This is a genomic window from Hyphomicrobium sp. ghe19, assembly GCF_902712875.1.
Lineage (GTDB): Bacteria > Pseudomonadota > Alphaproteobacteria > Rhizobiales > Hyphomicrobiaceae > Hyphomicrobium_B.
Map to the genome: position 1 here is coordinate 4140833 of NZ_LR743509.1, position 14216 is coordinate 4155048.

At 56.9% G+C, this 14216-nt stretch carries 10 protein-coding genes; 6 read left to right on the forward strand and 4 right to left on the reverse strand.

Annotated elements, in window-relative coordinates:
* Positions 1-749 precede the first annotated feature (749 nt).
* The 3 genes from AACL53_RS19640 to AACL53_RS19650 form a co-directional block, all read right to left on the reverse strand.
* Positions 750-1109 (reverse strand): XRE family transcriptional regulator, encoded by a 360-nt coding sequence (locus tag AACL53_RS19640; protein ID WP_339086264.1) that lies wholly within the window; start codon positions 1107-1109, stop codon positions 750-752.
* Positions 1093-4326, reverse strand: a complete 3234-nt coding sequence (locus tag AACL53_RS19645; protein WP_339086265.1) for an efflux RND transporter permease subunit — start codon at positions 4324-4326, stop codon at positions 1093-1095. The genes AACL53_RS19640 and AACL53_RS19645 overlap by 17 nt, the downstream gene beginning before the upstream one ends.
* Positions 4327-5106: 780 nt before the next feature.
* Positions 5107-6306: an efflux RND transporter periplasmic adaptor subunit gene (locus AACL53_RS19650; RefSeq protein ID WP_339086267.1), complete on the reverse strand. Its 1200-nt coding sequence runs from the start codon at positions 6304-6306 to the stop codon at positions 5107-5109.
* A 1583-nt stretch (positions 6307-7889) separates the two neighbouring features.
* On the opposite strand from AACL53_RS19650, the gene AACL53_RS19655 reads away from it, so the two are divergent.
* Complete coding sequence (locus AACL53_RS19655) at positions 7890-8165, forward strand: HNH endonuclease (protein ID WP_339086268.1); 276 nt, start codon at positions 7890-7892, stop codon at positions 8163-8165.
* A gap of 565 nt (positions 8166-8730) precedes the next feature.
* Positions 8731-9672 (forward strand): transporter, encoded by a 942-nt coding sequence (locus tag AACL53_RS19660; RefSeq protein WP_339086269.1) that lies wholly within the window; start codon positions 8731-8733, stop codon positions 9670-9672.
* Between the two features lie 213 nt (positions 9673-9885).
* On the opposite strand, the gene AACL53_RS19665 is transcribed toward AACL53_RS19660, so the two are convergent.
* Positions 9886-10056 carry a hypothetical protein gene (locus AACL53_RS19665; protein ID WP_339087033.1) on the reverse strand — a complete coding sequence of 57 codons (171 nt, stop codon included), beginning with the start codon at positions 10054-10056 and terminating at the stop codon, positions 9886-9888.
* On the opposite strand from AACL53_RS19665, the gene AACL53_RS19670 reads away from it, so the two are divergent.
* The 4 genes from AACL53_RS19670 to AACL53_RS19685 all read left to right on the forward strand — a co-directional run bounded on the left by AACL53_RS19670 (position 10025) and on the right by AACL53_RS19685 (position 14194).
* Positions 10025-10954 (forward strand): formylglycine-generating enzyme family protein, encoded by a 930-nt coding sequence (locus tag AACL53_RS19670; protein ID WP_339086271.1) that lies wholly within the window; start codon positions 10025-10027, stop codon positions 10952-10954. The two genes, AACL53_RS19665 and AACL53_RS19670, sit on opposite strands and share 32 nt — an antisense overlap.
* Positions 10951-11322: a hypothetical protein gene (locus AACL53_RS19675; protein WP_339086273.1), complete on the forward strand. Its 372-nt coding sequence runs from the start codon at positions 10951-10953 to the stop codon at positions 11320-11322. Before AACL53_RS19670 ends, AACL53_RS19675 begins: the two co-directional genes overlap by 4 nt.
* Positions 11323-11424: 102 nt before the next feature.
* On the forward strand, positions 11425-13143 hold the full coding sequence (locus tag AACL53_RS19680) for an arylsulfatase (protein WP_339086274.1): 1719 nt from the start codon (positions 11425-11427) through the stop codon (positions 13141-13143).
* A gap of 22 nt (positions 13144-13165) precedes the next feature.
* Entirely contained in the window at positions 13166-14194 is a 1029-nt protein-coding gene (locus tag AACL53_RS19685) for an HAD family hydrolase (RefSeq protein WP_339086275.1), read from the forward strand.
* Positions 14195-14216: the final 22 nt, after the last annotated feature.

Below are 14216 nucleotides of genomic sequence, written 5' to 3' on the forward strand. Positions count from 1 at the left end.
CATCGCCACCGGCGCGAGACTTGTTGTCAGGAGAATGATGCATGCGAGACGCATGAAACCCTAGCTCCCATCGAGGAATGCATTTTCTCAACGCGGATGCAAATGCGCGGATCCTCCTTGATCTGGCAATGCGGCGTAATTCGCGCCTCTCAGCAAGCCAACGCGCAGAATCTTCTCCAACGATTGCCGTCAACTTTTAGCCTGATGTTTTGCTCGTCCGCACTGTGATTAGTCACAGTTTATGGCAAGGCGACGCTTGTGGTACTGACCAAAAAAAAAGAAAACGCGCCGAATTGAACGCAATCGAATGGCGCGCGAACCTTCTAAATCACCGGGATGAAGTTCCATAGACGGGCGGACTCGGGGGACATGAATGTTTTATAGAACCATATCGATTCTCATCATGATCCAGGGGGTTACATCTTCGGCTTATGCAGCGGGCGGCGCATGGGTGTGCGCTGCCTATGGATACAGCATGGCGCCGACGCGATGGCACATGGTCAACGGCAGTTTGGCCCCCTCACGGGGAATGGCGTTCGAAAGCGCAAAAAAAATGTGCCGGGGGAAGGGATACAATGCTTGCAAAAGCATGGGGTGTACAAATCATTCCGCGAGTGCAGATCGCCCGAATCTCGTCGCCGACAGGAAACTCGGGAACGGCGTTAGCAGCAAATCTTCGTGATGTTTCGCGCACGTGCGATGCGATGCTCTGCCCCTAGGCCTCGCTTTGAACCTCCGGACACGACGCGTCAGCGTGGTCCCGCCACGCGCAAGCAATGACTTGAAACGCGCACTGCGTTCTTCGACCCGGCGAGTCGACGCTTGACCTTCACTTCGACACGCACTTCCAGACTCGGATCGAGAGCAAGAAGGAGTCGCGCGAGGCGATCAACGGGGTAGCGGGCAAGTTTCCCATTTCGGATTCTGGAAAACTCGGTATGCGCAATACCCGTTGCGCGCTCGGCCGCAATCGCTGTTCCCCATCTCTCGGCAATCGACTGGACAATGGTGGCGGCCAACGTCACGCGAGCCTTTTCAATATCGGCCGACCAAGCATCAGGTTCAGCCGTTTGATGCCGCGATCGAGAGAACTCATTCGTTCGGGTCATCGGCTTCTCCCATAAGAGCTTTCTTCGTCAGAGTTTTCGGTCCAAAGATCACGAACAACGCCGGAAGAACCAAAAGCAACATTATGGGCCCTACGGTCATCCCACCCACGATGACCGTCGCCAAGGGACGTTGGATCTGGCTGCCAATTCCGGTGGAAATCGCCGCAGGCAACAAGCCGATACAGGCCGATAGCGTCATGATCAGGATTGGGCGCATCTGCCTCTCGGCCGCTTGGAACATAGCGTCCTGCGAAGACAAGCCTTCTGAAAGGAAGTTCTTGTGCGCGTTGATCAGAAGAACGGCACTCATGACGGAGACACCGAGAAGAGAAATGAACCCGATGGCCGCACTAATGCTGAAGGGCAGTTGGGTTAGATAGAGCGCGAATATTCCGCCGCAGATCGAGAAAGGGATTCCGAGGAGCGCCAAGGCGCTGTCCCGCCATGACCTGAAAAGCACATAGAGCATGAGAAAAATCAGGCCGAGGGTGATCGGAATGATAATCTCGAGCCGCTGCTTGGCTTGCTGCAGCCACTGGTACTCACCTGCCCAATCGATGCGATATCCGGCCTCAAGTTTGATCGCATTGGCGATCCTCTCCTGAGCCTCCAGGATCGCGCCCGAAAGATCGCGGTCACGCACGCTGAATTTTACAGGTATGAAGCGTTGATTGGACTCATGGTAGATATTGGAAGCTCCGGTATCGAGGCTGATATCGGCGAGCTCCGACAGCGGCACATAAGCATTAGAGCCTCCGGATATCGGGACGCTAACTCGAACTTTGCGAATGGCTTCGATGTTTTGACGGTATTCGGGCGAAAGCCGCACTGTGACGGCAAACTGCCTGTCTGCTTCGAGGATCGTCGTCGCATTGGTCCCGCCGAGAGCCGCCTGGATGATCATCGTGATATCGCCCGAGTTCAGACCGTAGCGCGCGGCCTGCTGACGATTGACGCGGATGTTGAGGTTGGGCTGGCCGAGCACAGGATAGATGCCGACATCTGTGATCCCGCGCACTCCGGAGATCTCTTTCGCGACCTCTTCGGCGATTTGCTGCAACTTGGCGAGGTTCGGGCCAATGATCTTGATCGAGTTGGCCCCTTTCACACCCGACAACTGCTCTTCAATATTGTCCTGGATGTACTGTGAGAAGTTCAATCCTATGCCGGTGAACTGCGCGGTGATCTCTTTTTGAAGCTGCCCAATGAGATCTTCCTTAGTAAAACCAGGGGGCCATTCCGCGAAGGGTTTGAGCGGGGCAAAAAACTCGGCGTTGTTAAAGCCCGCGGCATCGCTTCCGTTGTCCGGGCGACCGTGCTGGGAAACGACGGTTATCACCTCAGGGTGTCGAAAGATGATCTCGCGGATATTTTGAACGATAGGCATCCCGGCTTCGAGCGAGATCGTGGGCGGCATCGTCACGCGAATCCAAAGATTGCCCTCCTCGAGGGTCGGCATGAATTCGCCGCCGAGTTCTGACGCCGCGAGGCCTGCCAGAGCAACCGAGATTGCGCCAAGCGCAACGGTTGTTTTGCGATGCGCGAGCGTCAGGCCCAGCAGGCGCGAATAAACGCGCCTCAGCATCCTGACAACGAACGTCTCAGCTTCGTGCAAGGAGTCCGGAAGAATGAGCGAGCAAAGGCAGGGCGTCACGGTGAAAGTGGCGATCAACGCACCGAAGAGCGCATAGGCGTAGGTTCTCGCCATCGGCCCGAAGATCCGCCCCTCGACGCCCTCCATGGTGAAGAGAGGAATAAATGCCGCAACGATGATGAATGTTGAAAAGAGGATCGATTTATCTACCTGTAGACCGCTGACAAAGAACAAGCGCAGGCGATCATTCCAACCGCGATCCGACCCGCTTCCTCTGGTTGGATCGGGCCCGAACGCGCCTTCGCGCAGGCGCCGCAGCAAGCTCGCTTTCTTCTCCGCGCCCGATTGCAAATTCCGATAAACGTTTTCGACCAGGATCACCGCCGCATCGACGATTATTCCGAAATCGACGGCTCCCAGGGACAAGAGATTCGCATCCTCGCCGCGAAGGACAAGGATGATGACGCTGAAAAGCAGCGCAAACGGGATGTTGATACCAACGATGAGGGCGCTGCGGAGATCACCTAGAAATATCCACTGGATAAGGAAGATGAGCAGACATCCGAAGAGGACGTTGTGCATGACAGTCGCGGTTGTGATCGAGACAAGTCCGCTCCGGTCATAAAACGGCACGAGCTTCACGCCCGGAGGCAAGGTGCCGTCTACATTCATTTTTGCGATTTCGGCTTTGATACGCGGTAGCACGTCGTTCGTGTGCAACGTGGGGTTCATCACGACGATGGCGGCGACAACGTCATCATCGACGTCTCTGCCGGCCTTGCCCAGCCGCGGGACATAGCCGACCGACACATTGGCGACATCCTTGATCGTAATCGGAAAGCCGCCAGTTTGCGTGAGAACGACATTCTCGATGTCTTCGACGCGATTTCCCTTTCGAAGGTCATCTTCGCCGCCGTCATCCAGAAGACCGATGCCGCGGATATTGACGGATTGTTGGCCGAAGTTGATCGTGCGGCCGCCGACATTGATATTGGCGTTTCCCAACGCGGCGACGACTTGCGGGATCGTGACATTATAGCGGTCAAGTTTGTCGAGGCTGACTTCGACGTCGAACTCTTTTGTCGTCCCTCCCCAAGTGTTGACTTGCACAACGCCTTCGACGGTGAGGAGGCGCCGTTCGATAACCCAGTCTTGAATTGTCCGAAGATTGGTCAAACCAAAACGCGGAGGTCCGACGACTTCATAGCGAAAGATTTCGCCAACCAAGCTTGAGCTCTGGATCGTTGGCTGAACATTATTTGGCAGACTTACGTTTTGCTGCAGGCTGAACGCCGCGCGGGTCAGGGCGAAGTAATAATCGACGTCATACTTGAACACGACGCGCACGAAAGAGAGCCCATAAAAGGATGTCGAGCGGATGACGTCGACGCCCGGGGTCGCGGCTAGACCGACTTCCATGGGAATGGTGTAATACCGTTCCATCTCCTCGGCGGATAAGCCTGGCGCCTGAGCGGTGATCTCGAGAATGACGGGGGCCGGATTAGGATAAGCCTCGATATTGAGTCTGGAAAAGGCGACTAGACCCGCAAAAACGAACCCTGCAAGGGCGAGCAACACGAGGAGACGTTGAGTCAACCCGATGACGAGCAGATTTTTCAGCAACGGCTTGGCTCATCTGCTCGGCGGGCGCTAAGCACATCCGCACCGGCGGCGCCAAGCGCACGCGTATGAGAAGGCGCTTTTGTATCTTTTAATGGGATGCTATCGCGGCAATGGTTGCGATCGATCACAGCCGGGACATCTCTGTTTGTGCAGGAACGCATTGCCCTCAAAAGAGTCGCGTTCTAAGGCGATCTAAGGACTTTAACTTCAGCGGACTCTTCCGCCAAAGTCCACTGTGACTAATCACAGTTTGCGGCTTGATTGTTCCATGCGTACACCCGGCGAGTTCGGATCCCGCATGACAGCAACGATGGGCTAATAGTGTAAGTCTGTCCGTATGCTTAGGACCGTCGCGTCTCGAGCAGCATCACCGCTCGGGTGCCAGATGAATTGAACGCCGCGCCATAATCCGCCTGCGACATTGGCCAGCACGTCATTTGTGTAGTTGAAACGCCGCGCTCCGCCAGTGCTTTTCGCGCGGGATAGGGATCGCCATTGTCGGGAAGGCTAGTTAGCGATCGAGCGGTCTGTAATTCCTTTGGCGACGCGATCGGCCGCCTCATCGGCAAAAGCCGGATACGAAAGTGACTTGTATGCCGCGACCATGGCGCACGCCAAACAGAATCGGGAGGCTAAGCTTGATGGCCAGAACGAAAAAGGAAATTGCGAAGTACGCTTCTTTTCGATGAGTTCAGGAATTCTTGAATCTAAAACAATTCGACGCAGTGACTTCATACTCATATGTCTGACAGCGCCCACTCAATTCCTAACGGGTTGACCTTAGTCGCTCAGGGCCGCAGATGTATTGGACAAGAAAAGAGCGCCTTCTGTCACCACGCCTTCGCCTGGATTTGCGCCGACAAGGATTTGCCAATACCCGTCTTGCGCCACGCCGGTTGTAACAGTGCGGCGTCCGAAGGTGTTACGGCCCTCTGCCACCCAAATCGTCATGCTGCCGTCACCCTCGCGCACCACACCATCGAGTGGAATCGCGACCGACCGCATCGGTTGCCCTGTCGAGATAACAAATTTGGCGAACATGCCGGAACGGAGTTCGCGGCGGGGGTTTTCAACTTCGGATCGCATCAACACCCGGCGGGTGTTGGGGTCGACCATTGAATCGATCATTGTGATCTTGCTGTCGAAGTCGCGATCGGGAAAAGCATCGATCTTAACTCGGACGCGCTGACCTATCTGAAACGCGGGACTATCGGTTTCAGCTACGTTGGCAATCATCCACATCGTGTCAATGTTGGCCACCGTATAAGGGGCCGAACCGCTGCCCGGCTGCACAAAAAGGCCGGGAGACGCGTTCCGCAATGTGATGCGTCCATCGACCGGACTTCTTACAACAAGTGTTGAGTCCGCAAGCCGTTGCTCGATGATGTGGTCGATTTCATGATCCGTCTTGCCATAAACAAGAAGCGCATTTCGCGCTGTATTAAGAGCGCCTTCCGCGGTCTGTTGGTCTGAGATGGCTTGTTCGACGTCCTTTTGCGCAGCCACATGCGTTTTGAGGAGTTCTTGTAAGCGGGTTAGGTTTTGCATGGTCAGGCGCGCGACACCGGCGGCGGAGATTAGAGCTGACTCGGCTTGAAGGAGATCGGGACTATCGAGCGTGAACAGAATCTCCCCTTTCTTCACGTCTTGTCCGGTTTGCGCGAAGACGGAGAGGATCCGGCCCGGGTACGGAGGAAAGATCTGAACGGTCAGATCTTCGTTGAAATTGATCGTACCGATCTCCTCCTTTTCCTTTCGAAAAATCCTCTCTTTGGCGTGCGTGATTTTCAATCTTTTGAGCTGATCATCCAACAAAGTGACGTGATCTACATCTTGCGGCGTAGCGAGGGTGTCCGCGGCGCGTCGTGTCTCCGTCGCCGAGATCGGACGTTGTTCAACACCGGCAAAAGCGTAGAAAATCCAGGACGCACCCGCGCTCGCCCCTAGCGCAAGCGTTAATAGCAATGGCCACTTGGTCATAACACCAGCCTGCTGAAATTTTCCGATACGTCATTGCTAGAAAGTTTCTGGCAGGGTCTACTGTGATTAATCACAGTTCTGTCCGAAGCGATGATATTGCCCGATACCATCATCGGAGGCGATCGCCATGCAAAGTCGCTATCGACATGGTCAACTTGGTATTGTTCCTCGCATCCGACCACAACACAGCCTAGCTGCAAGCGGTGCGGAATGCCGGCATCGGGCAGGCGGCACAAGCGCGAACCGGACGTAAGGCACGCTTAGGCTACCGGCGTGCGGCCGCCGACTTCTCCTCTGTCTTGCGGATCTTGTAGTGTTCAGACGACAATTTGGCGGTCCACCGCTCGAAGAATTGGCGTATCTGCTTACTAAACATCTCTGCCGGCTGCTCATTGGCGGCATGGCGGCATGATAGTGCGGCGCGTAACGCCGGACCGACGCGGAGACGAGCGGCAGGCGAGACAATTCTCCGACCATCGGCTCGGCAAGCGTCCGGATAGCGTCGACCAACCGCCGCGGTGCGCCGCGACATCCGACCCACGTGGCGCAGCAATCCCCCTGCTTCCCTTTGAGAAGCCAATGACTAAGGCGCTACAGTCTAGGGCGCTCAGCCCGAATGTATTCTCACTTGGCGAAACCGCTTTAGATGACTGATTAATCCAACAAGCGGTCATCGCCGCGTCCGTGATCGGCGTCTCGTTTGCAATCGCCGACCAGGTCTGCTCTGGAAGATTATGCGGTCGTCAGATGTCGATCTTCTCCGCACCTCGATCGCATCATCGACCTGATCCTAAGATAGCAAACGGTGCTCTCGATCTTCGAATGGCCGAAGAGAAGCTACAACGCCCGGAGATTGCGGGTCGTTATTATTGATTTATCTCGGCGGCCCCTTGATTAACGCCACGGCCGGCTTTCGCTGACAATGCATCGAGCGCGGCGAACTTCGTGGCCCATTTCTGAGCAAGCTAAACGGGCACCTCGATAAGTCGAACTTGGCATCAAATGACGTCCTACCAAACAATGGGTTGGAAGCGCATTTCACGGGATCGAAAACAGGCGCATGCGCCAGCGCGAGGCACCACGGCGGAACTCAACTTTCGTCTGCCTCGTGAGGCCTGAATTCCAGCAACCGGACGGCGGAAAATTCGAACTTGAAACGCTACACGTGAGGCATCGGGATCGACTCGGTTGCTTACCCTATGCTTACCCGAACAGAGTGGAGCGCGCGGAACCGGATAAGGCCCAGAATAAGCCGCTTTATTATCGAATGTTTTTTGGCGGAGCCGAGGGGAAGAGAAACTTCGCTCTAAGCAGGCAACAAAAAAAAGCGCTTAAGACCTGGCGGTCACCAGCGTGTATGCCACGAATGTTGCGCGTGGGCCAATCGTAGTTCGCATTGATGAGGCTGAACGACTTGATCAGAGGTCCCAACTGCAGCGAGGCCCTGACGAATTTGCAAGCGAAGAGGGCGAATTCGTTTTATCCGCTCAACGCCAGGGCGGCCCTTTTTGGGGCCGCAAAGTTTGGTGTTGGACAGGGGTGGTAAGGTCTTCACGTGAAGACAGAGTAGCCCGAGATAGCCAATGGTAACCGAGACCATGACATTTAGGTGCATCTATTGCGGGCGGCAAAAGCCCGAGGCAGAACGGTCGCTCGAGCACATCTGGCCTGATGGCCTGGGCGGGCATTTCACGCCGGATTTCTTCAAGACCCGGCAAGCGTGCGGCACCTGCAACAACCTTCTGGGACAGTTCTTAGACGGCGAATTTCAGCGAAGCTTCTTCACGTCGGTCGAAGAAAGCGGTGCCGCGCTTGCGTTCCTTGATACGACCAAGGTGATCGCGTTGCCTCTAGTGTAGATGGGAACGCTGGCGGACGAGCCCCCCCAGTGGCGAGGTCTGCGAAAGCTGGCTTGGTCCGCGGGGCGAGCGGATTTTCTTCCTCCACGCAAAGGATCGCGACGACTTCGCCGCCTATGCCTACATAGCGGACTTGACTGAATTCTGCTGGCTCGATCCAGTCGCGAATGACCTGATCAGTCGTCGGGCTCGCAGCAGCGGATTACCGCGCAGCTTCTGCTTTGCCGAGAAAGCGGACGTCGACCCGGATCATTAGACCGGTGGCTCACGCCTGAGATGGCCATGTCCCAAGTTCTCCGATAAGCGGATGAAGCAACTTCTTCCGCTCAGGCCATGAGCCGACATCGGCCTCTCAAAAGGTCGGTTCCCTGGTAAAGGGATTAGCTCAAATTGCTCTGCTCTCGAACGAACAGAGGTGCCGTCAGCCCTGCGAACGGAGGCGCGCCGATCCTTTGTCCGAGATCTGCTGAAAAGCGTGCAGCAGTGATCAAGCGGTAATATCCTGCGGCGGCATTTCAAGCTAGGCTATGTGGGCTGTTGCGTTCTAGGAGAAGGGGGTCTCGGAATGCATGCACATGCTCGGTTGACGGCGATTTTGGCTTTGGGCGTCACATTACTCCATCCCATGTCGCAAGCCGACGCAGAGGAATTTGGCTTTTCCTCCTATGGACTTGGCGGAGCCGCTTTCGGTGCCGGCGCGACGCCACCTCCGGGCACCTACCTGACAACGGTCAGCGGTTATTACCAAGCCAAAATCAACGCCCCAGTGACGCTCGGCAATGTCGAGCTGCAGGTCGGCAGCAAGCTCGCGTTCTTCCAGCAGGCGACCAATGGACTGTACGTGCCCGACGCGAGCGTGCTCGGTGGCCATCTTGGCGTGGCCGTTACGATTCCAATGGGCCACATCGATCTTAAAGCCGATGTGACCGGACCCTTGGGCAACACATTTGGGGCGGAGACGAGCGGATGGGGACTTGGCGATATTACGACACGCGTTCAGCTCGGCTGGCAGCAGGGCGACTTTGCGCATCTGGCCTATGTTCAGGTCGTTGCCCCCAGCGGCCGATATGCTGTCGGGTTCCAACCGAATATCGGACTTGAAAGGCCGGGCATTGATACCGGCTGGGCCTTCACGTGGACGGAGAAGACTTCAAAACTGCAATTCAACGGCGCGGCCGGCGTTACTTTCAATTTCGAGAACACCACAACTGATTATCAAAGCGGCACTGATTTTCATTTTGAGTGGGCCGTGGGCCGCGAGATCTGCACGGGTCTGGTTGTGGGTCTGGTCGGATATGACTATCGCCAATTGAGCGGCGACTCAGGATCTGGTGCGCGCCTCGGGACACTTGTGGGGAGCGTCGATGCGATCGGCGGCGGCCTTTCGTACACGACGGCGGTTGGAAAAACTCCGGTGGTGCTCAGCGCGCGCCACTACGAGGAATTTAATGTCGAGCGGCGATGGGATGGCAATATGACTATACTTTCCGGAACCGTTCGCTTTTGAACGCGATTTTAACCAGCCGGACTGACTTCCGCAGTACAATGACGTATTCGTTTGACCGAACGAAAATTTGAGCCGAATTTGAAATTGGACGGGCCGGGTTGCTACATATCCAGAGGCAATGCTGGACATGCAGATCGTAATTATTTTGATTCGAAGTTTATTTTCGCCGCCCTCAATGGAGGACGTCAGCCGAATTTGCGGCCGCCGTGTCTTTCACCATGTCTTTTGGGGCAGAAACGTCGTGAAGGTCAACGCGACGTTGCGAAATTCGTAGGGCGGCAGGATGTGCAATTGCTGTCCCGTCCAGAGCGCGCAGCCTGCCCTCGACCGTTCAGATGTATCGCCGGCGAATATGGTCTTCGTCCCGAGCGGCGTCTTTCGCATGGGATCAGACGATCACTATCCTGAAGAGGCCCCTACCCACCGCGTTGCCGTAGACGGATTCTGGATCGACGAGGCGCCCGTCACCAACGGGCAGTTTCGAGCCTTCGTCGAGGCGACGGGCTATAAGACGTTCGCCGAAATTCCTCCAAACGCCAAAGATTATCCCGGCGCGCTGCCTCACATGTTGAAGGCGGGATCGCTCGTCTTCCGTCCGCCGGCCGGACCAGTCGGCCTTCGCGATTGGAGCCAGTGGTGGGAATTTCGTTTCGGCGCCGATTGGCGGCATCCCTATGGCAAAGGTACCTGGATCAAGGGTCTTGATGATCACCCCGTCGTCCACGTGGCCTACAAAGACGCCGAGGCTTACGCGCGTTGGGCCGGTAAAGAGCTGCCGACCGAAGCCGAGTGGGAATACGCAGCCCGAGGCGGTCTCGAAGGAGCGGAATTCGCGTGGGGCGATGAACTTACGCCTGGCGGCCGCCATATGGCCAATACGTGGCAAGGAAATTTCCCGCACGAAAATATGAAACTCGACGGCTACGAGCGGACGTCCCCCGTCAAGGCGTTCCCGCCGAACGGCTATGGCCTCTACGACATGATCGGAAATGTCTGGGAGTGGACGACCGATTGGTACGTGCCAAAGCATCCAGCCGAAGCCGCAAAGACCTGCTGCGTCCCCACGAATCCTCGGGGTCCACGAGAGGATCAAAGTTACGACCCCGGCCAACCGCAGATCAAGATTCCGCGCAAGGTTTTGAAGGGCGGCTCTCACCTTTGCGCGCCGAACTACTGCCGCCGCTACCGCCCGGCTGCACGTCACCCAGAGCCGGTCGACACTTCAGCGAGTCACGTTGGCTTTCGTTGCATCATCAGAAGCAAAAAAGGAGAAGAAACATGAAAAGCTTCAAAACGCTTCCTCTCATCGCGTTATCGGGAATTTTCTTCTTTTCGGACATCAACTTCGAAGCGATCACGAGAGGCGGATCGCCGCTCGCGGGCACACCAGCCGCCGAAGCGCGGGTCGGACGGCCAAGGACGGCACGATCCTTCGCCGGCCATCATCGCCGTGTTGATCGGCGGGTGGACAGACGCGTCGACCGTAGGGTGGCGCGGCGGCACGGCTACTGGAGAAATGGTGTTTGGATCGCCACGGGCGTTGCTGTCGGTGCGGCTGCGGCAGGCAATACGTGTGCGTACTACTGGAACCGTTGGCACACCACCGGAAGCCGCTACTGGCGCGACATATACTACGACAACTGCGGCTGATTTTGCAGTGCGTGGAGCGGTGCGCGTTCGAGCGGGCACTCTGAAAACGAGCTTTCTAGAGATCGATTGGGAATAGCAATCGGAATGGAAGGATAACGCGTCATGGGTACCGACTCAAAGGACGACAAAGATACGATCCAAAGTCCGTGCACGCTCGACCGCAGAAACATCCTTAGAAGCAGCGCTTCTTTCCTGGCGTTGTCGACGGCATTGAGCACTCGCGCTCTTGCACAAGAAACGCAGCCGAGGGTGCCTTCTCCATCATCAGGCGGCAAACCCAATATTCTCGTCATCTTTGGCGACGACGTCGGGCAGACCAACATCAGCGCGTATGGCCTCGGTGTGGTGGGCTACAAAACGCCCAACCTCGATCGCCTTGCCAAAGACGGTATGATGTTTACCGACTACTATGCTGAAAATAGCTGTACGGCCGGGAGATCGACCTTCATCACCGGTCAGTCGTGCCTACGAACGGGCCTTTCGAAGGTCGGCATCCCCGGGGCGACGGTCGGGTTACAAGCGAGCGACATTACGATTGCGCAGGCCCTGAAGCCTCTCGGCTACGCCACCGGACAATTCGGCAAGAATCATCTCGGCGATCGCAACGAATATCTTCCGACGGTGCACGGCTTCGACGAGTTCTTCGGCAACCTCTATCACCTCAACGCCGAGGAAGAACCGGAGCGGCCGTATTGGCCGAAGGACGATCCGGCGTTCACGAGCGTCAACTCCCCACGCGGCGTTATTCATAGCTGGGCGACCGACAGCGATGACCCCACCGAAGAGCAGCACTGGGGCCGTGTCGGCAAGCAAAAGATCGAAGACACCGGCCCCCTCACCCGCAAGCGCATGGAGACGATCGACGATGAAACAACGGCCGCCTGCATCGATTACATGGGGCGGCAGGTCAAGGCCGGAAAGCCTTTCTTTATCTGGATGAACTTCACCCGCATGCATGTCTTCACGCATGTCCGCGAGTCGATGCGTGGGAGATCTGGCATGCCGGGCAATGAATACGCGGACGGCATGCTGGAGATGGACGACGATGTCGGCAAGCTGACCAAGGCGCTCGATGATCTCGGAATTACCGAGAATACCATTGTCGTTTTCACGACCGACAACGGCCCCAACCAGTTCACGTGGCCGGATGCGGCGACGACGCCCTTCCGGTCTGAGAAAGATACGAACTGGGAAGGCGCGTTTCGTGTTCCCGCATTCGTCCGCTGGCCGGGGAAAATCAAAGCCGGCGAAGTCTCGAATGAAATTGTCTCGGGCCTCGACTGGTTTCCAACCTTGCTCGCTGCTGCCGGTGACCCAGGCGTTAAAGATCGCCTGCTCAAAGGCTGGCAACCGGACGGCAGCACGACAAACTTCCGCAATCATCTCGATGGCTTCAATCAGCTCGACTATCTCACCGGCAAGAGCCCGAAGAGCGCGCGCGAGGAGTTTGCCTACTTCGATGACGACGGCGATCTGGTCGCCTACCGCTTCCGGAACTGGAAGGCCGTATTCATGGAGCAGAAGAAGCCGGGCGGCTTCCCAGTATGGTACGAACCGCTCACCGAGTACCGCATCCCCAAGCTCTTCAACCTGCGTATGGACCCCTATGAGCGGGCCGACGTGGTTTCCGATCAGTACGATGATTGGCGCGTCAAAAACGCCTATCTCATGGGCGAGGTGACGTTCCACGCCGCGGCGTTCCTCGACACGTTCAAGGAGTACCCACCGAGCCAGCGGCCGGCGAGCTTCAGCATCGATCAAGTGCGCGCGAACGTCGACCGGGTCATCAACAAAGTGTTCCAAAATCGCGGCCTCGATTAGACGGCGAACGAAGAGCATCAGGATGAGAATGCCCGGAACCGTTGCGTCGGTCGTGCGCAAGCTGGCGATCGCCGGCCTGATCACAACGCTGTGTTTCGTTAGACTCACTGGCGCTGTCTCAGCGCAAACCGATGCGCTTCCCTCTTGGAACGCAGGCCTGGTGAAGCAACGCATAATCGATTTCGTCGGCAGGGTGACGAAGGATGGCGGTGCGGATTTCGTGCCAGAGGCACACCGCATCGCCGTCTTCGATAACGATGGCACGCTATGGGCCGAGCAGCCGATCTATTCCCAATTTCAGTATGCCATCGATCAAGTCTCGGCGCTGGCACCCGCTCATCCGGAGTGGAGCAGCAAAGAGCCGTTCAAAGGCATCCTTGCGGGCGACACGAAGGCGGCTTTGGCATCCGGAGAAAGAGGCGTCGCCGAACTCATGGCGGTGACCCACTCCGGCATGACGACCGAAGCATTCGGGATAACCGTCGATAAATGGCTCGAAGACGCCCGCCATCCGACGACCCATCGCCCGTATACCCAAATGGTCTACCAGCCGATGCTTGAGCTTATGAAATTCCTTCGTGCGAATGGGTTCAAGACCTTCATCGTGTCGGGCGGCGGCGTCGAATTCATGCGCCGCTTCGCCGAACGGGTTCACGGCATACCGCCGGAGCAGGTGGTTGGCTCATCGGGCACGGTCAAGTTCGAAATGGACGCCGAAGGCCGCCCGTTGCTCGTCAAAGAGTCGACCATCGATTTCATCGACGATGGGCCGGGCAAGCCCGTCGGGATCAATCGCTTCATCGGCCGCCGCCCGATCTTGGCATTCGGCAATTCCGATGGCGATCAGCAAATGCTGGAATGGACCGCCGCAGGGGAAGGTCCACGTTTCATGGGACTCGTGCATCACACGGATGCGGCACGCGAGTGGGCTTACGACCGCAAATCTCCCATCGGCAAACTCGATAAGGCGCTAACCGAGGCGACAGCCAAAGGTTGGATGGTCGTCGATATGAAGGCCGACTGGAAGGACGTGTTCCCGCCGGAAAATTAGAAGCTTGAGCCCAGCGGTTGAT